This is a genomic window from Pseudomonas sp. NPDC089752 (assembly GCF_044748725.1).
GTDB lineage: Bacteria > Pseudomonadota > Gammaproteobacteria > Pseudomonadales > Pseudomonadaceae > Aquipseudomonas.
In genome coordinates this window covers 24,834-48,061 of sequence record NZ_JBIVGP010000009.1, presented here as the reverse complement: position 1 = coordinate 48,061, position 23,228 = coordinate 24,834, and the positions used below count along the sequence as shown (strand labels likewise).

The following is a 23,228-nucleotide window of genomic DNA, read 5'->3' as shown; positions in this document are numbered from 1 at the left end:
TGGCTGTGCCGGCCCTTTCGCGGGACAAGCCCGCTCCCACAGGGTCGGTACAGGCACCGATCAGCACCCCGGTTCGCATCAAATCCCTATCCATGTTTAACTTGAACGCTTGTTCAACGAAAAAACGCTGGTCCGCTGCCGGTGTTCAACAGGAGGATTCCTTTGCTGAACCCGTTCAACCCGAACCTCACGTCCTTCGACGAGGTGCATGAAGCATGAGTGCACCGACCCCTGCCAACAGTAAAATCCGCATGAACCCTCCGGTGTTCTACTTTGCGGCAAGTTTCATTCTCCTCTTTGGCCTCGTGGTCATCGCCCAACCGCAAGCAGCCGGCGAATGGTTGCTGGCGGCGCAGAACTGGGCGGCCAACACGGTCGGCTGGTACTACATGCTGGCCATGACTCTTTACCTGGTCTTCGTGGTGGTCACCGCCTTGTCGGGTTACGGCAAGATCAAGCTCGGTGCCGACCACGACGAGCCCGAGTTCAGCTACCTGTCGTGGGCCGGCATGCTGTTCGCGGCCGGCATCAGCATCACGCTGTTCTTCTTCTGCGTCTCCGAACCGCTCACCCACATGCTCCAGCCGCCCCAGGGCGAAGCCGGCACGGCCGAGGCCGGGCGCCAGGCGATGCAGATCCTGTTCCTGCACTGGGGCCTGCATGGCTGGGGCGTGTTCGCCTTCGTCGGCATGGCCCTGGCCTATTTCGCCTATCGCCACAACCTGCCGCTGGCTCTGCGTTCAGCGCTGTATCCGCTGATCGGCAAGCGCATCAACGGGCCGATCGGTTATGCGGTGGACGGCTTCGGCATCATCGCCACGGTGTTCGGCCTGGGCGCCGACATGGGCTTCGGCGTGCTGCACCTGAACGCCGGCCTCGACTACCTGTTCGGCATCAGCCACAGCCAGTGGGTGCAGGTCATCCTCATCGCCTTGATGATGGGCGCTGCTGTTGCAGTAGCGGTCGCCGGGGTGGAGAAGGGCGTGCGGGTGATGAGCGACATCAACCTGTTCCTGGCCTGCGCGCTGCTGCTGTTCGTGTTGTTCGCAGGGCCGACACAACACCTGTTCAACACCTTGATCCAGAACCTTGGCGATTACCTCGGGGCCTTGCCGCGCAAGAGTTTCGACGTGTACGCCTATGGCGAAAACCGCGACTGGCTGGGCGGCTGGACGGTGTTCTACTGGGCCTGGTGGATAGCCTGGGCGCCGTTCGTGGGGCTGTTCATCGCGCGTATTTCGCGGGGCCGGACCATCCGTGAATTCGTCTTCGGCGTGCTGCTGATCCCGCTGGGCTTTACCTTGGCGTGGATGTCGATTTTCGGCAACAGCGCGCTGGACCAGGTGATCAACCACGGTATGACCGCGCTTGGCCAGTCGGCCCTGGACGACCCGTCGATGAGCCTGTACCTGCTGCTGGAAACCTACCCATGGAGCAAGACGGTCATCGCGGTGACGGTGTTCATCAGCTTCGTGTTCTTCGTTACCTCGGCCGATTCTGGCACGGTGGTGCTGTCGACCTTGTCGGCCAAGGACGGCGGCCCTGACGAAGACGGCCCGAACTGGCTGCGCATTTTCTGGGGCGCGATGACCGCGCTGATCACCAGCAGCCTGCTGTTCGCCGGTAGCATCGATTCGCTCAAGTCCGCGGTGGTGCTGACTTCGCTGCCGTTCTCGCTGATCTTGCTGTGCATGATGTGGGGGCTGCACAAAGCCTTCTACCTGGAATCGCAGCGGCAGATCGCGCAGATGCATTCGCTGGCACCCTTCGCGCAGTCGCGCCGGGGCCGTGGTGGCTGGCGCCAGCGCCTGAGCCAGGCCGTGCACTTCCCGTCGCGGGATGAGGTGTACCGCTTCATGGACGACGTGGTGCGCCCGGCGATTGCCGAGGTGCGCGAAGTGTTCGAACAGAAGGGCCTGGTGCTGGTGACCCAGGACGATCCGAGCCATGACAACGTCAGCTTGAAGGTTGGGCATGGCGAGGAGCAACCCTTCATCTACCAGGTGCAGATGCGCGGTTACTTCACGCCGTCGTTCGCATTGGGTGGGTTGGGCACGCAGGAGTTGAAGAACCGCCGTTATTACCGGGCGGAGGTGCACCTGAGCGAAGGCAGCCAGAATTACGACCTGGTGGGCTATAGCAAGGAGCAGATCATCAACGACATCCTCGACCAGTACGAGCGGCATATGCAGTATTTGCATCTGGTCCGTTAGTAGCCTGTACCGGCCTCTGTGGGAGCGGGCTTGCCCCGCGAAGCTAACACCGCGGTGTATGGCACCGGCTTTGCCGGTGTTCGCGGGACAAGCCCGCTCCCACACAGACCGTGCTTTCTTCAGAACGGCGCATCACCAAGAATGGTCGCCCGATGCATCACCCGCCGGTTCGGCCGGTAATCATCCACCGCAAAATGCTGGGTCACGCGGTTGTCCCAGAACGCCACGTCGTTCTCCTGCCAGCGCCAGCGAATGCTGAACTCGGGCCGCGTGGCATGGGCGAACAGCAGCTTCAACAGCGCTTCGCTCTCCAGTTCGCTCAGTTCGTTGATCCGCGTAGTGAACCCTTCGTTGACGAACAGCGCCTTGCGCCCGCTCACCGGGTGGGTACGCACTACCGGGTGCGACAGCGGCGGGTTGTTGCGCCGGGTCGCTTCCCAGCGTGCGAGTTCTTCCGGCGTGGTACCGAAGCGCTCCAAGGGGAACGACTTGGTGAAGTCGTGGGTGGCGGTCAGGCCATCGAGCATTGCGCGCAGCGGTGCCGACAGCGCTTCAAAAGCTGCAATCCCGCTGGCCCACAAAGTATCGCCGCCATAGGCCGGCAACTGCTTGGCACTGAGTACCGCGCCTAGCGCCGGGGTCGGCAGGAAGGTCACGTCGGTGTGCCACACGGCGTTGTCACGCACGTCGGTCACCGCCGTGTCGAGAATCAGTACCTGCGGGGTATCCGGCACGTTGGGGTAGATCGGGTGGATGTGCAGGTCGCCGAAACGTGCGGCAAATCGGGCTTGCTGCTCGGGGTTGATTGGCTGGTCGCGGAAGAACAGCACCTGGTGCTTGAGCAACGCCTGCTCGATGGCATCGCGCTGTTCGGCAGTGATTTCGCGGCTGATATCCACGCCGCTGATGTGCGCGCCGAGGGCCGGGCTGAGGGGGGATACGGTCAGGCTCATGTCTTTTCTCGTCTCAGTGGCTTTGGCCGTGCCAAGGCACCAGCTTGCGTTGCAGGGCCCGCAGGCCCATCTCCAGGGCGAAGGCGATCAGGGCGATCAGCAAGATGCCCAGCACCACCACATCGGTGACCAGGAACTGCGCCGCCGACTGCACCATGAAACCCAGGCCGCTGGTGGCGGCTATCAGCTCGGCGGCGACCAGAGTCGACCAGCCGACGCCAAGGCCAATGCGGATGCCGGTAAGGATGTCGGGCAGGGCGCTGGGCAGGATCACGTGGCGGATCAGTTGCGCCTTGCTGGCACCCAGCGACTGCGCGGCGCGCAGCTTGGTCGGGTCGACCGTGCGCACGCCGGTGGCGGTGGCGATGGCGATCGGGGCGAAGATCGCCAGGTAGATCAGCAGCACTTTGGACAACTCGCCGATGCCGCACCAGATCACGATCAGCGGCAGGTAGGCCAGTGGCGGGATCGGCCGGTAGAACTCGATCAGCGGGTCGAGGATGCCGCGGGCCACGCGGTTGTAGCCGATGGCGATGCCGACCGGGATGGCGGTCAGGGTCGCGGCGACCAGCGCCAGGCCGATGCGGCCCAGGCTCGCGCCCAGGTGCTGCCATAGGCTGGCGTCCATATAGCCCTGGGTCAGCAACGTCCAGGCCCTGGCGAGGATATCGCCGGGCGCGGGCAGGAACAGCGGCTCGATCCAACCGGCGGCGGTCACCAGCCACCACACCAGCAGCAGGCTGGCCAGGGTCAGGGTGCTGATCCAGCGGGTGGACAACTGGCGACGTGCCGTTACCACAGGCCGGGTTGCACTGTTTTGCTTGCCGGCGACCGGCAGATCCAGGCTGCTCATGCGCGCTCCTGCAGGCTTTGGCGTTGGGAGAAGACACGTGCCAGCACATGCTCGCGGGTTTCGATGAAGCGTGGGTCGGACTTGATCGCCCGGGCCGATTCGCCTGCGGCGTAGCGCTGGCCGAAGTCCAGCTGCAGGCGCTCGACCACGCGGCCGGGATTGGGCGCCAACAGCACCAGTTCGGTGGCGAGGAATACGGCCTCTTCGATGTCGTGGGTGATCAGCAACACCGGCTTGGCGGTGCGCTGCCAGACCTGCAGCAACAGCTCCTGCATCTGTTCGCGGGTGAAGGCGTCGAGGGCACCGAACGGCTCGTCCATCAGCAGTACCCGTGGGTCGGCCGCCAGTGCACGGGCCAGGCCGACGCGCTGCTTCTGGCCACCGGACAATTGCCAGATGCGCCGCTCGGCAAAGCCTTCCAGGTCGACCAGCGCCAACATCTCGCGGGCCTTGGCCTCGCGCTCGGCACGTGGCACGCCGGCCAGCTCCAGGCCGAAGGCGACATTGCCCAGCACGTTCTGCCAGGGCAACAGGGCGTCGTCCTGGAACACCACGCCGCGCTCGGCACCGGGGCCTTCAACGGGCACGCCGTCGAGGGTGATGCGCCCACCGCTCGGGGCGACGAAGCCGGCGATCAAATTCAACAGCGAGGTCTTGCCACTGCCGGACGGCCCGAGGGCCACCAGCAGCTGGCGTGGCCCCAGGCTCAGATTGATGTCGGCCAGCACCGGGGTGCTGGCGCCAGGGTACTGTGCGCTGATGCGCTCCAGTTCAAGCAAGGCCATGACGGGCTCCGGATCAGGTATTCAGTTAGGCAGGAACTTGGCGCTGACGTACGGCGAATAGTCCGGCAGCACCGCATCGACCTTGCCTTGCTGCTTGAGGAAGGTGGCGGTGTCGGTCAGGGCCTGGGTGGTTGGGGCGCCGAGGGCGTTGGCCTGGTCGGCGGCCAGGGGGTAGACGTTGCCTTCCAGCAGCACCGGGATGTCGCTGGCCTTGGCGCCGGACAGCTTGACCAGCTTGTCGACGTTGGCCTTGTCGGCCAGCCAGGCTTTCGGGTCTTTGCGGTAGTCGGCGTAGGCGTCGAGGGTGACCTTGGCGAAGGCCTTCACCACCTCGGGATGCTTGTCGGCGAAGTCCTTGCGCACGATCCAGGCGTCGAAGGTCGGAGCGCCTTTGGTGGCCAGTTCGCCGGAGGTGATCAGCACCTTGCCATTCTCCTTGGCCACGCCCAGGGCCGGGTCCCAGACGTAGGTGGCGTCGATGTCACCGCGCTTCCAGGCGGCGATGATCGCCGGTGGCGCGAGGTTGAGAATCTGTACTTTGGAAGGGTCGATGTTCCAGCTCTTCAGCGCGGCCAGCAGGCTGTAATGGCCGGTGGAAACGAAGGGTACGGCGACTTTCTTGCCGATCAGGTCTTGCGGCGTCTTGATGCTGTCGCGGGCTACCAGCGCTTCACCGGCGCCGATCTGGGTGGCGATCAGGAAGGTTTCGACCGGCAACTTGCGGGTGGCGGCAGCGGCCAGCGGGCTCGAGCCGAGGTAACCGATCTGCACGTCACCGCTGGCCACGGCGGTGATCACGTCGGCGCCGTTATCGAACTTGCGCCAGTCGATGCTGGCCTTGCTGGCTTTTTCGTAGTCGCCATCGACCTGGGCCACCTTGGCCGGGTCGACGGTGGTCTGGTAGGCCACCGTCAGGTCGGCGGCCTGGGCAAACCAGCTGGTGCCGGCGAGGGTCAGGGCAGCGAACAGGCGCAGGGGAGCATGCGGGATCATGGTTGAACCTCTCGTCAGGCAATCGATGTGATGGATGGCAAGAAGACTAGATGATCTAAGAATGACGAAATAAATAACTTTTTAGAATTAGCTTAGGAGCCAAATGCTTTAAGCCGTGTACGTTGATGACGCTCAATGGCGAAACGCGAAACCCCTGCTAGGCTTCATCGGCTTTACAGAACGTTACGGAATAAGGTTATGAGCAAACGTTTGCAAATAACCTAAAGCTATCAAACGAGGGTGCCGATACAGCTTTTGGTAGTAATGGTTCCGACCATATTCCGTAAAAATCTTACAAATTCATACAACGGTCATTTTGGATTTATAGGATTGTCATTATCCTGTAGCGCAGGTGGCCTTAGACCAAAGTCGTGAAATGTTCGGTAACGATTGACTTACCGGTCACGCTTTGGGACTAAATCGCCAATCCACGGTGAGCGGGGCACAAGATCCCGCCGCCAGAGATACACAAAAATTAGAACGTAGAGGAGCAAAACATGTACAAGTCCAGCCTGGCTCTGGCCGTGGCACTGGGGGTTCTCGCCCAACAAGCAGGCGCTGCCGGTTTCGTAGAAGACAGCAAACTGTCGCTCAGCTCGCGCACCATGTACTTCAACAACGACAACCGTGAAGCGCACGCTACCGGCACTGCCGAGCGTCCGGATCAGCGTGAATCCGGTCAAGGCTTCAAGCTCGATTACATCTCCGGCTTCACCGAAGGCACCGTCGGCTTCGGCGTAGATGCCCAGGCCCTGTGGGGTATCCACCTGGACGGTGGCGAGGGTTACCACAAGAGCGGTTTCTTCCCGGATGACGGCAAAGGCTCGGCTGCCCAGTGGGCACGCTTCGGCGCCAACGCCAAGGCTCGCTTCTCCAAGACCGAAGCTCACTTCGGTAGCGCCCTGGCTCCTAACCTGCCAATCCTCGTTTCCAACGACGGTCGTCTGCTGCCACAAACCTTCGAAGGTGGCACCATCCAGTCGAAGGAAATCGACAACCTGACCATCAACGCCGGTCAGCTGACCCACGCCATGGGTCGTGCTTCGAGCAACCGCACCGGCCTGTCGGTCGCCGGTTCCAATGCCGAAAGCAACAAGTTCCGCTACGGCGGCCTGGACTACAAGCTCACTCCAGACCTGACCCTGCAGTACTACTACTCGAACCTGGAAGACTTCTACAAGCAGCACTTCCTGGGTGCGACCCACGTCTTCAAGATCGCTGACAACCAGTCGTTCAAGACCGACCTGCGCTACTTCGACAGCAGCAGCGACGGCAAGAACGGCAACGACAGCGCTTACAACTTCAACAACAACGGTGGCTACGCCAAGAACACCGGCGAGGTCGACAACAAGACCTGGTCCGCCATGTTCACCTATACCCTGGGTGGCCATGCGTTGATGCTCGGTCATCAGCAGATCGGCGACGACGGCGGCTTCGTGTGGCTGAACCAGGGCAACCTGACCAACGACAGCGGCACTTCGGAAGGCGCTGGCGGTTCCAGCTTCTACCTGTTCACCGACAGCATGATCAACCAGTTCGCCCGTGCCGGTGAGAACACCACCTTCGGTCAATACTCGTACGACTTCGCTGCGCTGGGTGTACCAGGCCTGAAAGCTTCGGTTGCCTACCTGCGTGGTGACGATATCCGTAACAAATCGGGTAACGGCACCTACAACGAATGGGAGCGCGACGCTCGCGTCGACTACACCATCCAGGAAGGCACCCTCAAAGGCCTGGGCTTCAGCCTGCGTCAGGGCGTCTACCGTGGTGCCGGCGAAAGCAGCGCCGACCAGGACCAAGCTCGCTTCATCGTGAACTACACTTACAGCTTCCTGTAAGCCGTAGCCACAGAGAAAGCCTCGCCTAGTGCGAGGCTTTTTTGTGCCTGCAGATTTGTATGCTATTCGGTTATAAATAAATCAGTATTTATTCTTTTTGTTTTTAATCGGATGCAGGCACATTGAACCCCACAAGGCCAGAACACAGCACAGGAGCCGCACCCCATGAGTCTCAAACTCGGCGATATCGCCCCCGACTTCGAACAGGATTCCAGCGCCGGCAAGATCCGCTTCCACGAATGGCTCGGCAACAGCTGGGGTGTGCTTTTCTCCCATCCGGCGGACTTCACCCCGGTGTGCACCACCGAGCTGGGCCTGACCGCCAAGCTCAAGGACGATTTCGCCAAGCGCGGGGTCAAGGCCATCGCCCTGTCGGTGGACCCGGTCGACTCGCACCACAAGTGGATCGATGACATCAACGAGACCCAGAACACCGTGGTCAACTTCCCGATCATCGCCGACGCCGACCGCAAGGTGTCCGACCTGTACGACCTGATCCACCCGAACGCCAGCGACACCCTGACCGTGCGCTCGCTGTTCGTGATCGACCCGAACAAGAAGGTGCGCCTGACCATCACCTATCCGGCCAGTACTGGGCGCAACTTCAACGAGATTCTGCGGGTGATCGATTCGCTGCAGCTGACCGACAACCACAAGGTCGCCACGCCAGGTAACTGGCAAGACGGTGACGAGGTGGTGATCGTGCCTTCGTTGAAAGATGAGGAAGAGATCAAGCAGCGCTTTCCGAAAGGTTACCGCGCGGTGAAACCGTATCTGCGCCTGACCCCGCAACCCAACCGTTAAGTATCCTCGTTGCATTGCTCTTAGCCATAGCAGGGATTTTCAGGCCGTTTCGACGGCCCTTTTTTATGGGCGTGTGAATGCAAAGTGCTTGTCGGGGGATGTTTAGGGCCTATTAGATCGAGCGCCGCCCGCGCGGCGCTCGATCTCAAAGTCCATGAGGGATTCAAACTAATAAATTCCAAAAACGCATAAACAAATAAATAAATATGATTTCTAGATATATGTAGACACTGCTACTGTCACCCCATCACCCAGCATCACCCCCACCTTACTAGCCCGTCAACGAGGCAGCAGGTGCAACCCGAACCCCAATCGCACAGGAGAGCGCCATGCGCACAGTCTTCTTGCGTCGTGGTCTGGTCGCCCTGTTTGCGGCGGCTGTGTCCTTCGGCGCCATCACCCAAGCCCAGGCCGAAAGCCTGCGTATCGGTTATCAGAAATACGGCACCCTGGTGCTGCTCAAGGCCAAGGGCACGTTGGAGAAGCGCCTGGCCGAACAGGGCATCCAGGTGCAGTGGACCGAATTCCCCGGCGGCCCGCAGCTGCTCGAAGGCCTGAACGTCGGCTCCATCGATTTCGGCGTTACCGGCGAAACCCCGCCCGTATTCGCCCAGGCTGCCGGCGCCGACCTGCTCTACGTCGCCTACGAGCCGCCAGCGCCGCACAGTGAAGCGATCCTCGTGCCGAAAGGCTCGGCGATCCAGTCGGTGAAAGAGCTCAAAGGCAAGAAAGTCGCCCTCAACAAAGGCTCGAACGTTCACTACCTGCTGGTCCGCGCCCTTGAAGACGCGGGCCTGAAGTACAGCGACATCCAGCCGGTCTATCTGCCCCCAGCCGATGCCCGCGCCGCTTTCGAGCGTGGCAGCGTCGATGCCTGGGTGATCTGGGACCCCTACCAGGCCGCTGCCGAGCAGCAGCTGCAGGCGCGCACCCTGCGTGACGGCAAGGACCTGGTCGACAACCACCAGTTCTACCTGGCCACCCGCAACTACGCGACCCAGCACCCGGCAGTGATCAACACCCTGATCGAAGAAGTGCGCGCGGTCGGCGAATGGTCCCAGGCCCAGCCGCAGCAGGTCACCGACCAGGTCGCGCCGCTGCTCGGCCTGCCGGCCGACATCACCCTCACCGCGGTCAAGCGCCAAGGCTACGGTGCCGCGCCGCTGACCCCCGAGGTGGTGGCCGCCCAACAGAAAATCGCCGACACCTTCCAGGCGCTCAAGCTGATCCCCAAGCCGCTGAGCATCAAGGACGTGATCTGGACACCCCCGGCCAAGGTCGCTAGCGCGCCTTGATTGAAATGCCTGTGCCGGGGCGCCGCGTGGCCCCCGCCACCCTTGAGGAGACAACTCCAATGAGCCTTAACATTTTCTGGTTCCTCCCCACCCACGGTGACGGCAAGTACCTGGGCACCTCCGACGGCGCCCGTGCGGTCGATCACGGCTACCTGCAGCAGATCGCCCAGGCCGCCGACCGCCTTGGCTTCGGTGGGGTGCTGATCCCGACCGGGCGTTCCTGCGAGGATTCCTGGCTGGTGGCGGCGTCGCTGATCCCGGTCACCCAGCACCTGAAATTCCTCGTCGCCCTGCGACCCGGCATCATTTCGCCGACCGTGGCAGCCCGCCAGGCAGCAACGCTGGATCGCCTGTCCAACGGCCGTGCGCTGTTCAACCTGGTGACCGGTGGCGACCCGGACGAACTGGCCGGTGACGGCCTGCACCTGAACCACCAGGAACGCTACGAAGCCTCGGTCGAGTTCACCCGCATCTGGCGCAAGGTGCTGGAAGGGGAAAATGTCGACTACGACGGCAAGCACATCCAGGTGAAGGGCGCCAAGCTGCTCTACCCACCGATCCAACAACCGCGCCCGCCGCTGTACTTCGGCGGTTCGTCCGAAGCGGCACAAGACCTGGCCGCCGAGCAGGTCGAGTTGTACCTGACCTGGGGCGAACCACCGGCGGCCGTTGCCGAGAAGATCGCCCAGGTGCGCGAAAAAGCCGCCGCTCAAGGCCGCGAAGTGCGCTTCGGCATCCGCCTGCATGTGATCGTCCGGGAAACCAACGAAGAGGCCTGGGCCGCTGCCGACCGCCTGATCTCGCACCTGGACGATGACACCATCGCCCGTGCCCAGGCTTCGCTGGCGCGTTTCGATTCGGTGGGCCAGCAGCGCATGGCGGCCCTGCACGGCGGCAACCGCGACAACCTGGAAGTCAGCCCTAACCTGTGGGCGGGCGTCGGCCTGGTTCGTGGTGGTGCCGGTACTGCGCTGGTTGGCGATGGCCCGACGGTCGCAGCGCGGGTCAAGGAATATGCCGATCTGGGCATCGATACTTTCATCTTCTCGGGTTATCCACACCTGGAAGAGTCCTACCGCGTGGCCGAACTGTTGTTCCCGCACCTGGATGTGCAGCGCCCGGAGCAACCGAAAACGGGTGGCTACGTGAGCCCGTTCGGCGAGATGGTGGCCAACGACATCCTGCCCAAGTCCGTGTCGCAGAGCTGAGGGGCGGGCCATGAGTCGTGCAACTTCCTCCACCCTGACCCAGCGCCTGGCGCCGTGGGCGCTGCCGGTGCTGCTGCTGGCGGTGTGGCAACTGGCGGTCAGCGCGGGCTGGCTGTCGACGCGCATCCTGCCAGCACCGAGCGCGGTGGTCAGCGCCGGCGTCGAGCTGGTGCGCAGCGGCGAAATCTGGACCCACCTGGCCATCAGCGGCTGGCGTGCGGGGCTGGGCTTCGTGATCGGTGGCAGCATCGGCCTGGTGCTGGGCTTCATCACCGGACTGTCGAAGTGGGGTGAACGCCTGCTCGACAGCTCGGTGCAGATGATCCGCAATGTGCCGCACCTGGCGCTGATCCCATTGGTGATTCTGTGGTTCGGCATCGACGAGTCGGCGAAGATCTTCCTGGTCGCGCTGGGTACGTTGTTCCCGATCTACCTGAATACCTACCACGGCATCCGCAACGTAGACCCGGCACTGGTGGAAATGGCACGTAGTTACGGCCTGTCCGGCTTCGGCTTGTTCCGTCAGGTGATCCTGCCGGGGGCACTGCCCTCGATCCTGGTCGGGGTGCGCTTCGCCCTGGGCTTCATGTGGCTGACGCTGATCGTCGCCGAGACCATTTCCGCCAACTCCGGCATCGGCTACCTGGCCATGAATGCCCGTGAGTTCCTGCAAACCGATGTGGTGGTCTTGGCCATCGTCCTGTACGCCGTGCTCGGCAAACTCGCCGACCTTGCCGCGCGCGGCCTGGAACGCGTGTGGCTGCGCTGGCACCCGGCCTATCAGGTTGCCAGGAAGGAGGGTGCATGACCGTGCTCAAAGAACAGCCGCCACGCCTGCTGCGTGGCATCCCGCTGGCCGCCAACGGCTTGCGCAAGACCTTTGGCCAGCGCGAAGTGTTGAAGGGCATCGAGCTGCACATCCCGGCCGGCCAGTTCGTCGCCATCGTCGGCCGCAGCGGCTGCGGCAAGAGCACCTTGCTGCGCCTGCTGGCCGGGCTCGACAAGCCCAGCGCGGGTGAGCTGCTCGCCGGAGCCGCGCCGCTGGCCGAGGCTCGCGAAGAAACCCGTCTGATGTTCCAGGACGCACGCCTGCTGCCGTGGAAGAAGGTGATCGACAACGTCGGCCTTGGCCTGAACGGTGACTGGCGTCAACGTGCGCTGGACGCGCTGGAAGCGGTCGGCCTGGCGGACCGCGCCAATGAATGGCCGGCGGCGCTGTCCGGTGGCCAGAAGCAGCGCGTGGCCCTGGCCCGTGCGCTGATCCACCAGCCGCGCCTGTTGCTGCTGGATGAGCCGCTGGGTGCGCTGGATGCCTTGACCCGTATCGAGATGCAACAACTGATCGAGCGCCTGTGGCGTCAGCATGGTTTCACCGTGCTGCTGGTCACCCATGACGTCAGCGAGGCGGTGGCCGTGGCTGATCGGGTGATCCTGATCGAGGACGGCGAGGTCGGGCTCGACCTTACTGTCGACCTGACAAGGCCCAGGGCGCGTGGTTCGCATCGCCTGGCCGCGTTGGAAAGCGAAGTGCTCAACCGTGTTCTGTCGGTACCGGGCACTGCGCCCGAGCCGGACCCTGTAGCCCCTCTGCCCACGCAACTGCGTTGGGCGCACTGAACCCCAAACGCATAGAGAAGGAATCAAGCCATGACCATCAAAGCCATCAACGTCCGCAACCAGTTCAAAGGCACCGTGAAGGAAATCCTCGAAGGCCCGGTATTGTCGGAAATCGACGTGCAGACCGCCTCCGGTATCGTCACTTCGGTGATCACCACCCGCTCGGTGAAAGAGCTGGAGCTGCAGGTTGGCAGCGAGGTGATTGCCTTCGTCAAGTCGACTGAAGTGTCCATCGCCAAGCTGTGATTGGGGCTATGAAGGGGGCTGCTCTGCAGCCCTTCGCGGGCAAGCCCGCTCCCACAGATACCCCGTAGGTTTCAGGCCCTGCAGGGTACCTGTGGGAGCGGGCTTGCCCGCGAAGGGCCGCAGCGCGGCTCCAAGGATTTCAACCCGAGCGCTTGGCGAGGAACGGCGGCAAATACAGCCCCAGATACGCCTCGAACACCCGCTTGCCTTCCTCGGCCATGCGCGGGGTGATCGCCTCATGCAACTGCACCGAGCGCGCGTACACCCGGTCGCTCAGCTCCATGGCCAACGCGAACACATCCACATCCGCAGGCATTAACGGCAACCTGAAGTGCTGATCGAAGAGTGTGTGCATCAGCTCGCCCAACTCCATGTCGTGCTGCCGGTCGGCCTGCACCACTTCGCTCAGGCCATGCTGTGCCAGGATCAGCTGACGCGCGGCGGCATCGCCGTTGTAGATGTCGAGCATGCGCTGCTCGATCAACCTTGAGAGATCATGCCAGGTAGCCAGCGCATTGCTGTCGATCGGTGCGCTCAGTGCTTCGCGGAATGCCCGGTGCACATCGGCCGTCAGGGCTTCCAGCAATGCCGGAACGCTGGCGAAGAAGTGATACACCGACGACGGCGGTATCTGCGCCCGCTCGGCCACGCTGTAGATCGACAAACCTGCCACCCCTTGCTCGGCCAACAGCTCGCGTGCCGCCGCCAGGATCGTTTCGATCCTGGCCTGGCTGCTGGCGCGCGGCTTGCGCGGGGTGGCAGTGCGGGTCATCAGTTGCTGATTGCCAGGATGCTGGCTTGGTACGCGCCGACGAACAGGTCGAAGTCGCCGACTTCTTGCTGCTCCAGGCGCGATTGCTCTGCCAGCGATTCACGGGCCAGGGTTTCGTAGGCTTGCTGGCGTTCAGCGGGTAGCGGCTGCTCGCGGAACGTCTCCGCGTGCAGGCGGCTCTGACGCAGCGAGAATTGGATGAAGCTTTCATCGTGCTCGGCCATGCGTGCCAGTACTTGGGCTGAAGGCGTCAGCGAGGCGTCATCGACTTTGGCTTGTTGCGCCTCTAGGGCCTTGGCATGTTCATCGCCGCCTTGGGCACGGTCGAGCAGCTCGGCCAACTGGCCGATACGCGTGATCAGATCGGTGGCCCAGGTTCTCAGGGCAACCGGCTGGCCGTCATGGTGCAGCTCCAGGCCTGGGCGACGGCCTTCCTTGACCACGGTCAGGAAGTTGTCGGTGCACTGCCCGCATTCGCCGTTGTCCAGCTGCGGGCTGTCTTCCAGCGCGCAGAACAACAGGAACGCGTCGAGGAAACGGGCCTCGGTCAGGTCGATACCCACCGGCAGGAACGGGTTGATGTCCAGGCAGCGCACCTCAACGTACTGCACGCCGCGCGAGGTCAGGGCCTGGATCGGCCGCTCACCGGTATAGGTGACGCGCTTGGGCCGGATGTTCGAGTAGTACTCGTTCTCGATCTGCAGGATGTTGGTGTTCAGCTGTACCCACTCGCCATCCACGTGCGTGCCGACTTCTACGTAGGGCGGGTAGGGCGTGCCCACCGCCTTGCGCAGGCTGTCGGTGTAGCTGGCCAGGTTGTTGTAGCAGGGCGTGAGGCCGGCCTGGGCGTTGCTCTGGTAGCCCAGGTCGCTCATGCGCAGGCTGGTGGCATACGGCAGGAACAGGGTTTCGGCGTCCAGCTCTTCGAGCTGGTGCGGGCGGCCGCGCAGGAAGCCTTTGTCCAGCGCCGGCGAAGCACCGAACAGGTACATCAGCAGCCAGCTGTAACGGCGGAAGTTGCGGATCAGCGCGATGTAGGCCGAGGACTGGTAATCGCGGTCATCTTCGCTGTTGCCTTCGGCTTCGCGCAGCAGTGGCCACAGCGCTTCGGGCAGCGAGAAGTTGTAGTGAATGCCGGCGATGCATTGCATGGTTCGCCCGTAACGCAGGGCCAGGCCTTTGCGGTACACGTGCTTGAGCTTGCCGATGTTCGATGTGCCGTACTCGGCGATCGGGATGTCTTCCTCGGCCGGCAATGTGCACGGCATCGAAGGGCTCCACAGGTATTCGTCAGCGAGCTTGCTGTAGACGAAACGGTGGGTTTCTTCGAGGTTCTCGAGCACCTTGGCCGGGTCGGGCAGGGCCGGGGTGATGAATTCGAGCAGCGACTCGGAATAATCGGTGGTGATCTGCTCGTTGGTCAGCGCCGAACCCAGGGTTTCAGGATGCGGGGTCTGGGCCAGGCGACCTTCGTCGGTCACGCGCAGGCATTCGCGCTCAATACCGTGCAGGCACTGCTTGAGCAGGGGAAGATTGGCGCCGAGCAGGCTCAGGCGGCGGTTGAGGAGGTCGCTCAAGATGGATTCCTTCACGCATCAGTCGCCCCAATATGGGGGTAGAGTTGACGGTCTACAAGGGTAGGAAGAAAGGAACTGGCGTTGTCGCCTGGTTTACGCGGTTCCGGCAGTGCCAGCGCACTGCCGGAAAATACCGCAGATACCGCTTGGTGAGCTAGAGAACCGCGAAGGTTCCCTGCGCTTTCGCCACCAGTTTGTCGCCTTGGACTACGTCGGCGTCGACCACCAGGGTGCGGCGTCCGGCATGCAGCACCCGGGCCGTGCACACTACCTCACCGTCGCTGACCGCACGCATGTAGTTGATCTTGCATTCGATGGTCACGCTCTGCTGGTCGAAGCCATGGCTGGCCGAACAGGCCAGGCCCATGGCGATGTCCACCAGGCTGAAGATGGCCCCGCCATGCAGCTTCTGACCGCGGTTGCGCAGGTGCGGCTCGAGCGCCAGAGCCACCTCGGCAACGCCTTCGTCCAGGCGTTGCACGCGGCAGCCCAGGAGCTGGCTGTAGGCGCTTTGCACCAGCTCCTTGGGGATCTCCATCACTTCTTCTTCAGCTGCTTGGCGTTGGCGAACAGCGAAGCCATGGCGTTGTTGGCCGGGGCTGCGGTAGCAGTTTCGCGCGGGCGTTGGGCCTGCGGCTGGCGGTTGCCGCCGTTGCCACGGTTACCGCCACGGTTGCCTTCGACCTTCTCGCCCGGGGTGTCGCTCATGCGCATGGACAGGCCGACGCGTTTGCGCGGGATGTCCACTTCCATGACCTTGACCTTGACCACGTCACCGGCCTTGACCGCTTCGCGCGGGTCTTTGATGAACTTCTCCGACAGCGCCGAAATGTGTACCAGGCCGTCCTGATGCACGCCGATGTCGACGAACGCGCCGAAGTTGGTCACGTTGGTGACCACGCCTTCGAGGATCATGCCAGGCTCCAGGTCCTTGAGGTCTTCGACGCCGTCCTGGAAGGTGGCGGTCTTGAACTCGGGGCGTGGGTCACGGCCGGGCTTGTCCAGCTCTTGCAGGATGTCGGTGACAGTCGGCAGGCCGAAGCTCTCGTCGGTGAACTTCTTCGGGTCGAGGCGCTTGAGGAAGCTGCTGTCGCCGATCAGCGAGCGAATATCGCGATCAGTGTCGGCGGCTATGCGTTTTACCAGCGCATAGGCTTCGGGGTGGACAGCGGAAGCATCCAGCGGGTTGTCGCCGTTCATCACCCGTAGGAAGCCGGCAGCCTGCTCGTAGGTTTTTTCACCGAGGCGGCTGACTTTCTTCAACGCGGCGCGGGTGGCGAATGGGCCATTGGCGTCGCGGTGGGCAACGATGTTCTGCGCCAGGGTCGCATTGAGGCCGGAGATGCGGGTCAGCAGCGCCACGGAGGCGGTGTTGACGTCCACGCCCACGGCGTTCACGCAGTCCTCGACCACGGCGTCCAGGCCGCGCGCGAGCTTCAGCTGGGACACGTCGTGCTGGTACTGGCCGACACCGATGGATTTCGGGTCGATCTTGACCAGCTCGGCCAGCGGGTCCTGAAGACGGCGGGCGATGGACACGGCGCCACGGATCGACACATCCAGGTCAGGGAATTCGCGGGCTGCCAGTTCCGATGCCGAATACACCGAAGCACCGGCTTCGGAAACCATGATCTTGGTGATCTTCAGTGCTGGGTACTTTTTGACCAGCTCCGCCACCAGCTTGTCGCTCTCGCGGCTGGCAGTACCGTTGCCGATGGCGATCAGCTCTACCGAGTGCTTGGCACACAGAGCGGCGAGGATGGAAATGGTGCGGTCCCAGTCGTTTTTCGGGGCATGCGGGTAGACCGTGGTGTAGTCCAGCAGCTTGCCGGTGGCATCGACCACCGCCACCTTGCAGCCGGTGCGCAGGCCCGGGTCGAAGCCCAGCGTGGCGCGCGGGCCGGCCGGTGCGGCCAGCAGCAGGTCATGCAGGTTGTGGGCGAACACGTTGATCGCCTCGCCTTCGGCGTTGTCACGCAGCTCGCCGAACAGGTCGGTTTCCAGGTGGGTGTAGAGCTTGACCTTCCAGGTCCAGCGCACCACTTCCCCCAGCCACTTGTCGGCCGGGCGGTTGCGGTTTTCCACGCCGAAGTGGCCGCCGATCATCACTTCGCAGGGGTGCAGGGTGCCTGGCAGTTCTTCACCAACCTTCAGCGAGGCACTCAGCACGCCTTCGTTCCGGCCACGGAAGATGGCCAGGGCGCGGTGTGACGGCGCGTTGCGCAGCAGTTCGTCATGGGCGAAATAGTCGCGGAACTTGGCACCTTCCTCTTCCTTGCCGGCGACCACGCGGGCGCTGAGCACCGCCTCCTGCTTGAGGAAGTTGCGCAGCTTGTCGAGCAGGGCGGCGTCTTCGGCGAAGCGCTCCATGAGGATGTACTTGGCGCCTTCCAGCGCGGCCTTGACGTCGGCTACGCCTTTTTCTGCATCGACGAAGCGCGCGGCTTCGGTTTCCGGCGCCAGTTGCGGGTCGTTGAACAGGCCGTCGGCCAGTTCGCCGAGACCGGCTTCCAGGGCGATCTGGCCCTTGGTGCGGCGCTTCTGCTTGTACGGCAGGTAAAGGTCTTCAAGGCGGGTCTTGGTGTCGGCCAGCTTGATTTCGCGCGCCAGCTCCGGGGTCAGCTTGCCCTGCTCGTCGATGCTGGAGAGGATGCTGGCGCGGCGCTCGTCGAGTTCGCGCAGGTAGCGCAGACGCTCTTCCAAGTGGCGCAACTGAGTGTCGTCCAGGCTGCCGGTCACTTCCTTGCGGTAACGGGCGATGAAGGGCACGGTCGAGCCTTCGTCCAACAGGCCCACGGCCGCCTCGACCTGCTGAGGGCGTACGCCCAGTTCCTCGGCGATACGGCTGTTGATGCTGTCCATGTAAACCACCTGACATATTGTGAATACGGGGCTGCAAGGCGCGTGTCTGGCCCGGCGGCGCTGGATGAAAGCCGCGCATTATACCCATCGAAGACGGCTTGCGGTGATGGCGCCAGGCCAGCCGAGCAGGTGCCGAACTGGCGTCGGGGGAAAAATCTGCTAACAATGCTCACGGTACGCGTGGCAATGGCTACGCCATAATGCGCGGCGATACCAGAGGAGTTATTCATGACCGGCACCCCGAACACCGCTGAAGGTGACAAGATTCTCATCGTCGACGACGATCCCGGGCTCAGCAGCCTGTTGGAACGTTTCTTCACCAGCAAAGGCTATCGCGCCCGCGCGGTGCCCAACACCGAACAGATGGACCGCCTGCTGCAGCGCGAGGTGTTCAACTTGGTGGTGCTCGACCTGATGCTGCCGGGCGAAGATGGCCTGTCCGCGTGCAAGCGCCTGCGTCAGCAGAACAACCAGATCCCGATCATCATGCTCACCGCCAAGGGCGACGAACTCAGCCGCATCAAAGGGCTGGAGCTGGGCGCTGACGACTACCTGGGCAAGCCTTTCAACCCCGACGAGCTGATGGCCCGCGTCAAGGCCGTGCTGCGCCGCCAGGCGCCGAGCGTGCCGGGTGCCCCGGGCAGCGAGGACGAGTCGGTCACCTTCGGTGACTACGAACTGTCGCTGGCTACCCGTGAGCTCAAGCGCGGTGAAGAAGTGCATATGCTCACCACCGGTGAGTTCGCCGTGCTCAAGGCGCTGGTCATGCACGCCCGCGAACCGCTGACCCGTGACAAGCTGATGAACCTGGCCCGTGGCCGCGAGTGGGACGCCCTGGAGCGCTCCATCGACGTGCAGATCTCGCGCCTGCGCCGCATGATCGAGCCGGACCCGTCCAAGCCACGGTATATCCAGACTGTGTGGGGCGTGGGTTACGTCTTCGTGCCGGACGGTAACGCCGGTAAATGAAGCCTCTTCATCGATGAAAACACCGCTCTGGTTTCCACAAAGCTTCTTCGCCCGCACCCTGTGGCTGGTGCTGATCGTTGTCCTGTTCTCCAAGGCGTTGACCCTGGTCTACCTGCTGATGAACGAGGACGTGCTGGTCGATCGGCAGTACAGCCATGGTGTCGCGTTGACGCTGCGTGCCTATTGGGCGGCCGATGAAGAAAACCGCGACAAGATCGCCGAGGCCGCAGGCCTGATCCGGGTGACCGGTGCAGGCGTGCCCGAAGGCGAGCAACATTGGCCCTATAGCGAAATCTACCAACGGCAGATGCAGGCCGAACTGGGCGATGACACTGAAGTGCGCTTGCGCATCCATGCCCCGCCGGCGCTGTGGGTCAATGCACCCAGCCTTGGCCCCGGTTGGCTGAAAGTACCGCTTTATCCACACCCACTGCGCGGCCAGAAAATCTGGAACGTACTGGGTTGGTTCCTGGCCATCGGCCTGTTGTCCACCGCGTCGGCGTGGATCTTTGTGCGTCAGCTCAACCAGCCCCTCAAGCGCCTGGTGTTCGCGGCCCGTCAATTGGGCCAGGGGCGCAGCGTGCGGCTGCCGATCAGTGATACGCCGAGCGAGATGACCGAGGTGTATCGCGCTTTCAACCAGATGGCTGAGGATGTCGAGCAGGCCGGGCGGGAGCGCGAACTGATGCTTGCCGGTGTATCCCACGATCTGCGTACACCGCTGACGCGCCTGCGGCTGTCGTTGTCCCTGCTGGACAGCGACAACGACCTGAGCGATGACATGGTTCGCGATATCGAGGACATGGATGCGATCCTCGATCAGTTCCTGGCCTTCATTCGCGATGGCCGCGACGAGCCGGTGGAGGAGGTCGATCTGGCCGATCTGGTACGCGAGGTAGTGGCGCCGTACAACCAGCCGGAACAACGCGTGCGCCTGTGTCTGGAGCCGATTCCGCCGTTTCCGGTGCGGCGGGTATCGCTCAAGCGCATGCTTGGCAACCTGATTGGCAATGCCCTGCATCATGCGGGGAAAGGTGTCGAGGTGGCCGCCTATGTATCGGGCGATGAGAGCGCGCCTTACGTGGTGCTCAGTGTCCTGGACCGGGGTACCGGGATCGACGAGTCGGAGCTTGAGACCATCTTCAACCCGTTCATCCGTGGCGACCGCGCCCGGGGTGGCAAGGGCACCGGGCTGGGGTTGGCGATCGTCAAGCGTATCGCGGCGCAACATGGCGGCAATGTGGAGTTGCGCAATAGGTCCGGCGGCGGGATCGAGGCGCGGGTGAGGTTGCCGTTGGGGCTTTTGTTGCCGCGTAATGCTGTTTGATTGTGTCGGCCTCTTCGCGGTTGTAGGAGCGGATTCATCCGCGATGAGGCCGGCATGTTCAACATCAACCTTTCCCTTTGGTCCGCGTCTGATTCGGCCCGCCATTCTTTTCCAGATGCTCGATGATCATCCCGGCCACGTCCTTGCTGGTGGTCACTTCAATCCCTTCCAGGCCCGGCGAGGAGTTCACCTCCATCACCAAAGGCCCATGATTTGACCGCAAGATATCCACACCCGCCACACTCAGCCCCATCACCTTGGCCGCACGAATGGCAGTGATCCGCTCCTCCGGCGTGATCTTGATCAGACTGGCGACACCGCCCCGGTGCAGGTTGGAACGGAACTCGCCCGGCTTGGCCTGGCGCTTCATGGAAGCGATCACCTTGTCGCCCACCACGAAGCAGCGAATGTCGGCACCGCCCGCTTCCTTGATGTACTCCTGAACCATGATGTTCTGCTTGAGGCCCATGAACGCCTCGATCACCGACTCGGCCGCCTGGGTGGTTTCGCACAGCACCACACCGATACCCTGGGTGCCTTCGAGCACCTTGATCACCAGCGGCGCGCCATTGACCATCTGAATCAGGTCGGGGATATCGTCCGGCGAGTGGGCGAAGCCGGTAATCGGCAGGCCGATGCCACGTCGCGACAGCAGCTGCAACGAGCGCAGCTTGTCGCGGGAACGGGCGATGGCCACCGACTCGTTGAGCGGATAGACCCCCATCATCTCGAACTGGCGCAATACCGCGCAGCCGTAAAAGGTCACCGAGGCACCAATCCTCGGAATCACCGCATCGAAGCCCTCCAGCGGTTTGCCACGGTAATGGATCTGCGGCTTGTGGCTGGCGATGTTCATGTAGGCCCGCAGGGTATCGATCACCACCATTTCGTGGCCACGCTGGGTGCCGGCCTCGACCAGGCGGCGGGTGGAATACAGACGCGGATTGCGCGACAGCACAGCGATCTTCATGCAGCACCTGTGACAGGGGTAAGGGTGGCCGGAAAGGCCGGTTTGTCTTGCACGTATTTAAGCCCGGGGTTGACCACCAACTGACCATGGACGAGCGCCTTGGATCCGAGCAACAGGCGATAGCGCATGCTTTTGCGGCAGGCCAGGGTGAATTCGACTTGCCATACACGGTCACCGAGGGCCAGCGGTGTACGGATCACATAGCGGGTCTGGGCATGGCCGTTGGAGCTCTTGATGGTTTTCATGGTGACCAGCGGCGCTTCGCAGCGGCGGTGGCGCAGTTGCACGATCGAGCCCAGGTGAGCGGTAAAGCGCACCCACGGCTGACCGTCGCGCTCGAACGGCTCCACCTCGGTGGCATGCAGGCTGGAGGTACTGGCGCCGGTGTCGATCTTGGCGCGCAGGCCCGCCACGCCGAGGTCGGGCAGGGCGACCCACTCGCGCAGGCCGATCACAGTCAGATGGTCAAATGTCTTCACTAAGCACACCCTGGGGATAAGGTGGTGAACTTTAAGCACGGCGGGGACTTTTTGCATCCGTCAGTTACGGTAGTACAGTTCGGTTAAAGACAGAATTCGAGGTAATGGGATGGCACACAAAGCCGAAGAAGACGACAAGGTCCGCTTGGACAAATGGTTATGGGCGGCGCGGTTCTACAAGACCCGTGCACTGGCCAAGGCTGCTATCGAGAGCGGCAAGGTGCATTGCCGGGGCGAGCGCTGCAAGCCGGGCAAGGAGCCTCGGGTAGGTGATGAATTCGTCCTGCGCACCGGCTTCGATGAGCGCACGGTGGTGGTGAAGGCGCTGTCGGTGGTGCGCCGTGGGGCACCCGAAGCGCAGACGCTGTATGAAGAAACCGAGGAAAGCCTGCGCCGCCGTGAGCAGGCAGCAGCGATGCGCAAGGCGGGGACGATGGGGGTGACCACCGATGGCCGGCCGAACAAGAAGCAGCGGCGGCAGATTCACCAACTGCACGGTAGTTTCGAGTGATAGGGGGCCGCTTCGCGCCCCATTCGCGGGACAAGCCCGCTCCCACCTAGACCGCGCAGGCCAGCTTTTTTGTGGGAGCGGGCTTGCCCCGCGAATGGGGCGCAAAGCGCCCCCGGGGATCTAGCGAATTATCGCCAGCCGCCCGACCAACGGTAGCTTGGCTACGATCCCGAACAAGGGCGCCGTCCAGCGCATCAGCAGAGTGCTGCCTTTCGCCGCCAGCGGCGTATGGCAGCTCCAGCCCACTGCCAGCACTGCCATCAGCAAACCTCCGATGTAGTCATCCTGGCCCCAGTGCGCCCCCGCCACCAGACGCGGCAGCATGAACAGCAACGCCAGCCCCCAGATCACCAGGTGTTGCACCAGGCGGCGGCTGAACAGGCTCATGAACAGCGCCCAGATCAGCAGCACCGAGGCATGATCGCCCGGGAAGCTCTTGCTGGAACGGTCTTTCAGTTCCCAGGCTTTTTCCAGGTTCGGGTAGTAGTCGCTGAGGTGCACGACGTTGTCGAACACCATGGACGGGCTATCGTGTTGCCAACCCATTGCGTCCACCCACTTGGAAAACAGCGCGCGAACCACCACTAAGAGGATAAGCGTGACCAGGAAGCCAAAGAAGGCTTCTCGCACCTGGCTGGCTTTGAACACCCAATCACCGCGGATCAGCACGGTCAGCAGGATCAGGCCGACGACGATGTCGAAGGGTCGCAGGCTGCCGACGGTCCAGATAGAGCGCCATAGGGTGTTGTCGGCCAATGGCGCATTGAGGCTGTGGAACAGCCACTCGTCGAATGTCAGGCACAAGATCTGGCCAAAAGGCCATAACCAGAAACACAGTAGAGCTATCGGCAGCACGGTGCAGGCTGCCAATGGGCCCCAGGACCACTTGGCTTGGAACAGTGGTCGATTGTCCATAAAATACCTCTATTGCAATCAGGAGTCGGAGCGCCTTGTGA

General features: G+C 62.9%; 22 protein-coding genes. 11 read left to right on the top strand and 11 right to left on the bottom strand.

What is annotated here, in order from left to right; all coding sequences use genetic code 11:
• The first annotated feature begins 215 nt into the window (after positions 1-215).
• Positions 216-2,213, top strand: coding sequence for a choline transporter BetT (gene betT / locus ACIPZF_RS16650; RefSeq protein WP_400801322.1), 1,998 nt, complete (start codon positions 216-218; stop codon positions 2,211-2,213).
• Positions 2,214-2,332: 119 nt separating this feature from the next.
• On the opposite strand, the gene tauD is transcribed toward betT, so the two are convergent.
• The 4 genes from tauD to tauA are packed head-to-tail and all read right to left on the bottom strand — an operon-like array spanning position 2,333 to position 5,797.
• Positions 2,333-3,166: a taurine dioxygenase gene (gene tauD, locus ACIPZF_RS16645; protein ID WP_400801321.1), complete on the bottom strand. Its 834-nt coding sequence runs from the start codon at positions 3,164-3,166 to the stop codon at positions 2,333-2,335.
• A gap of 13 nt (positions 3,167-3,179) precedes the next feature.
• Positions 3,180-4,019: a taurine ABC transporter permease TauC gene (gene tauC, locus ACIPZF_RS16640; RefSeq protein ID WP_400801320.1), complete on the bottom strand. Its 840-nt coding sequence runs from the start codon at positions 4,017-4,019 to the stop codon at positions 3,180-3,182.
• Entirely contained in the window at positions 4,016-4,804 is a 789-nt protein-coding gene (tauB, locus tag ACIPZF_RS16635) for a taurine ABC transporter ATP-binding subunit (protein ID WP_400801318.1), read from the bottom strand. The genes tauC and tauB overlap by 4 nt, the downstream gene beginning before the upstream one ends.
• A 21-nt stretch (positions 4,805-4,825) precedes the next feature.
• Entirely contained in the window at positions 4,826-5,797 is a 972-nt protein-coding gene (gene tauA / locus ACIPZF_RS16630; RefSeq protein WP_400801316.1) for a taurine ABC transporter substrate-binding protein, read from the bottom strand.
• A gap of 497 nt (positions 5,798-6,294) precedes the next feature.
• Here tauA and ACIPZF_RS16625 point away from each other — a divergent pair, with 497 nt between their 5' ends.
• The 7 genes from ACIPZF_RS16625 to ACIPZF_RS16595 all read left to right on the top strand — a co-directional run bounded on the left by ACIPZF_RS16625 (position 6,295) and on the right by ACIPZF_RS16595 (position 12,805).
• Positions 6,295-7,635, top strand: coding sequence for an OprD family outer membrane porin (locus ACIPZF_RS16625; protein WP_400801314.1), 1,341 nt, complete (start codon positions 6,295-6,297; stop codon positions 7,633-7,635).
• Between the two features lie 165 nt (positions 7,636-7,800).
• Positions 7,801-8,439, top strand: coding sequence for a peroxiredoxin (locus ACIPZF_RS16620; protein ID WP_400801312.1), 639 nt, complete (start codon positions 7,801-7,803; stop codon positions 8,437-8,439).
• A 329-nt stretch (positions 8,440-8,768) separates the two neighbouring features.
• Positions 8,769-9,734 (top strand): sulfonate ABC transporter substrate-binding protein, encoded by a 966-nt coding sequence (locus tag ACIPZF_RS16615; protein WP_400801310.1) that lies wholly within the window; start codon positions 8,769-8,771, stop codon positions 9,732-9,734.
• Between the two features lie 59 nt (positions 9,735-9,793).
• On the top strand, positions 9,794-10,942 hold the full coding sequence (gene ssuD / locus ACIPZF_RS16610) for an FMNH2-dependent alkanesulfonate monooxygenase (RefSeq protein WP_306380399.1): 1,149 nt from the start codon (positions 9,794-9,796) through the stop codon (positions 10,940-10,942).
• Between the two features lie 10 nt (positions 10,943-10,952).
• Positions 10,953-11,750, top strand: a complete 798-nt coding sequence (ssuC, locus tag ACIPZF_RS16605; protein WP_400801308.1) for an aliphatic sulfonate ABC transporter permease SsuC — start codon at positions 10,953-10,955, stop codon at positions 11,748-11,750.
• Positions 11,747-12,559: an aliphatic sulfonates ABC transporter ATP-binding protein gene (gene ssuB / locus ACIPZF_RS16600; protein ID WP_400801306.1), complete on the top strand. Its 813-nt coding sequence runs from the start codon at positions 11,747-11,749 to the stop codon at positions 12,557-12,559. The genes ssuC and ssuB overlap by 4 nt, the downstream gene beginning before the upstream one ends.
• 30 nt (positions 12,560-12,589) lie before the next feature.
• Positions 12,590-12,805 carry a molybdopterin-binding protein gene (locus ACIPZF_RS16595; RefSeq protein ID WP_008095172.1) on the top strand — a complete coding sequence of 72 codons (216 nt, stop codon included), beginning with the start codon at positions 12,590-12,592 and terminating at the stop codon, positions 12,803-12,805.
• 139 nt (positions 12,806-12,944) lie between these two features.
• Here ACIPZF_RS16595 and ACIPZF_RS16590 read toward each other — a convergent pair whose 3' ends face one another.
• From ACIPZF_RS16590 to ACIPZF_RS16575, 4 genes are all read right to left on the bottom strand, one after another.
• Complete coding sequence (locus tag ACIPZF_RS16590) at positions 12,945-13,577, bottom strand: TetR/AcrR family transcriptional regulator (RefSeq protein WP_400801304.1); 633 nt, start codon at positions 13,575-13,577, stop codon at positions 12,945-12,947.
• Positions 13,577-15,154 carry a glutamate--cysteine ligase gene (gshA, locus tag ACIPZF_RS16585; RefSeq protein ID WP_400801302.1) on the bottom strand — a complete coding sequence of 526 codons (1,578 nt, stop codon included), beginning with the start codon at positions 15,152-15,154 and terminating at the stop codon, positions 13,577-13,579. Before gshA ends, ACIPZF_RS16590 begins: the two co-directional genes overlap by 1 nt.
• A 154-nt stretch (positions 15,155-15,308) precedes the next feature.
• Complete coding sequence (locus tag ACIPZF_RS16580; RefSeq protein ID WP_400801301.1) at positions 15,309-15,692, bottom strand: PaaI family thioesterase; 384 nt, start codon at positions 15,690-15,692, stop codon at positions 15,309-15,311.
• On the bottom strand, positions 15,692-18,016 hold the full coding sequence (locus ACIPZF_RS16575) for a Tex family protein (RefSeq protein WP_400801299.1): 2,325 nt from the start codon (positions 18,014-18,016) through the stop codon (positions 15,692-15,694). Before ACIPZF_RS16575 ends, ACIPZF_RS16580 begins: the two co-directional genes overlap by 1 nt.
• Positions 18,017-18,244: 228 nt before the next feature.
• On the opposite strand from ACIPZF_RS16575, the gene ompR reads away from it, so the two are divergent.
• Positions 18,245-18,985: a two-component system response regulator OmpR gene (gene ompR, locus ACIPZF_RS16570; RefSeq protein ID WP_025337331.1), complete on the top strand. Its 741-nt coding sequence runs from the start codon at positions 18,245-18,247 to the stop codon at positions 18,983-18,985.
• Positions 18,986-18,998: 13 nt separating this feature from the next.
• Positions 18,999-20,312, top strand: a complete 1,314-nt coding sequence (locus ACIPZF_RS16565; RefSeq protein ID WP_400801297.1) for an ATP-binding protein — start codon at positions 18,999-19,001, stop codon at positions 20,310-20,312.
• Between the two features lie 64 nt (positions 20,313-20,376).
• Here ACIPZF_RS16565 and rimK read toward each other — a convergent pair whose 3' ends face one another.
• Entirely contained in the window at positions 20,377-21,282 is a 906-nt protein-coding gene (gene rimK, locus ACIPZF_RS16560) for a 30S ribosomal protein S6--L-glutamate ligase (protein WP_119137413.1), read from the bottom strand.
• The gene (locus ACIPZF_RS16555) at positions 21,279-21,761 is read right to left on the bottom strand and encodes an ATP-dependent zinc protease (protein ID WP_400801296.1); all 483 of its coding nucleotides are present in this window, start codon (positions 21,759-21,761) and stop codon (positions 21,279-21,281) included. Before ACIPZF_RS16555 ends, rimK begins: the two co-directional genes overlap by 4 nt.
• Positions 21,762-21,870: 109 nt before the next feature.
• Between ACIPZF_RS16555 and ACIPZF_RS16550 the strand changes: the two genes are divergently transcribed.
• Positions 21,871-22,272 carry an RNA-binding S4 domain-containing protein gene (locus tag ACIPZF_RS16550; protein ID WP_400801295.1) on the top strand — a complete coding sequence of 134 codons (402 nt, stop codon included), beginning with the start codon at positions 21,871-21,873 and terminating at the stop codon, positions 22,270-22,272.
• A gap of 120 nt (positions 22,273-22,392) precedes the next feature.
• Here the strand turns inward: ACIPZF_RS16550 and ACIPZF_RS16545 are convergent, their stop codons facing one another.
• Positions 22,393-23,187: a phosphatase PAP2 family protein gene (locus ACIPZF_RS16545; RefSeq protein WP_400801293.1), complete on the bottom strand. Its 795-nt coding sequence runs from the start codon at positions 23,185-23,187 to the stop codon at positions 22,393-22,395.
• Positions 23,188-23,228: the final 41 nt, after the last annotated feature.

What these genes read in the sequence shown, in the direction of transcription:
- betT (WP_400801322.1), top strand. Translation starts at nt 216, where the DNA reads ATGAGTGCACCGACCCCTGCCAACAGTAAAATCCGCATGAACCCTCCG.
- tauD (WP_400801321.1), bottom strand. Translation starts at nt 3,166, where the DNA reads ATGAGCCTGACCGTATCCCCCCTCAGCCCGGCCCTCGGCGCGCACATC.
- tauC (WP_400801320.1), bottom strand. Translation starts at nt 4,019, where the DNA reads ATGAGCAGCCTGGATCTGCCGGTCGCCGGCAAGCAAAACAGTGCAACC.
- tauB (WP_400801318.1), bottom strand. Translation starts at nt 4,804, where the DNA reads ATGGCCTTGCTTGAACTGGAGCGCATCAGCGCACAGTACCCTGGCGCC.
- tauA (WP_400801316.1), bottom strand. Translation starts at nt 5,797, where the DNA reads ATGATCCCGCATGCTCCCCTGCGCCTGTTCGCTGCCCTGACCCTCGCC.
- ACIPZF_RS16625 (WP_400801314.1), top strand. Translation starts at nt 6,295, where the DNA reads ATGTACAAGTCCAGCCTGGCTCTGGCCGTGGCACTGGGGGTTCTCGCC.
- ACIPZF_RS16620 (WP_400801312.1), top strand. Translation starts at nt 7,801, where the DNA reads ATGAGTCTCAAACTCGGCGATATCGCCCCCGACTTCGAACAGGATTCC.
- ACIPZF_RS16615 (WP_400801310.1), top strand. Translation starts at nt 8,769, where the DNA reads ATGCGCACAGTCTTCTTGCGTCGTGGTCTGGTCGCCCTGTTTGCGGCG.
- ssuD (WP_306380399.1), top strand. Translation starts at nt 9,794, where the DNA reads ATGAGCCTTAACATTTTCTGGTTCCTCCCCACCCACGGTGACGGCAAG.
- ssuC (WP_400801308.1), top strand. Translation starts at nt 10,953, where the DNA reads ATGAGTCGTGCAACTTCCTCCACCCTGACCCAGCGCCTGGCGCCGTGG.
- ssuB (WP_400801306.1), top strand. Translation starts at nt 11,747, where the DNA reads ATGACCGTGCTCAAAGAACAGCCGCCACGCCTGCTGCGTGGCATCCCG.
- ACIPZF_RS16595 (WP_008095172.1), top strand. Translation starts at nt 12,590, where the DNA reads ATGACCATCAAAGCCATCAACGTCCGCAACCAGTTCAAAGGCACCGTG.
- ACIPZF_RS16590 (WP_400801304.1), bottom strand. Translation starts at nt 13,577, where the DNA reads ATGACCCGCACTGCCACCCCGCGCAAGCCGCGCGCCAGCAGCCAGGCC.
- ACIPZF_RS16580 (WP_400801301.1), bottom strand. Translation starts at nt 15,692, where the DNA reads ATGGAGATCCCCAAGGAGCTGGTGCAAAGCGCCTACAGCCAGCTCCTG.
- ACIPZF_RS16575 (WP_400801299.1), bottom strand. Translation starts at nt 18,016, where the DNA reads ATGGACAGCATCAACAGCCGTATCGCCGAGGAACTGGGCGTACGCCCT.
- ompR (WP_025337331.1), top strand. Translation starts at nt 18,245, where the DNA reads ATGACCGGCACCCCGAACACCGCTGAAGGTGACAAGATTCTCATCGTC.
- ACIPZF_RS16565 (WP_400801297.1), top strand. Translation starts at nt 18,999, where the DNA reads ATGAAAACACCGCTCTGGTTTCCACAAAGCTTCTTCGCCCGCACCCTG.
- rimK (WP_119137413.1), bottom strand. Translation starts at nt 21,282, where the DNA reads ATGAAGATCGCTGTGCTGTCGCGCAATCCGCGTCTGTATTCCACCCGC.
- ACIPZF_RS16550 (WP_400801295.1), top strand. Translation starts at nt 21,871, where the DNA reads ATGGCACACAAAGCCGAAGAAGACGACAAGGTCCGCTTGGACAAATGG.
- ACIPZF_RS16545 (WP_400801293.1), bottom strand. Translation starts at nt 23,187, where the DNA reads ATGGACAATCGACCACTGTTCCAAGCCAAGTGGTCCTGGGGCCCATTG.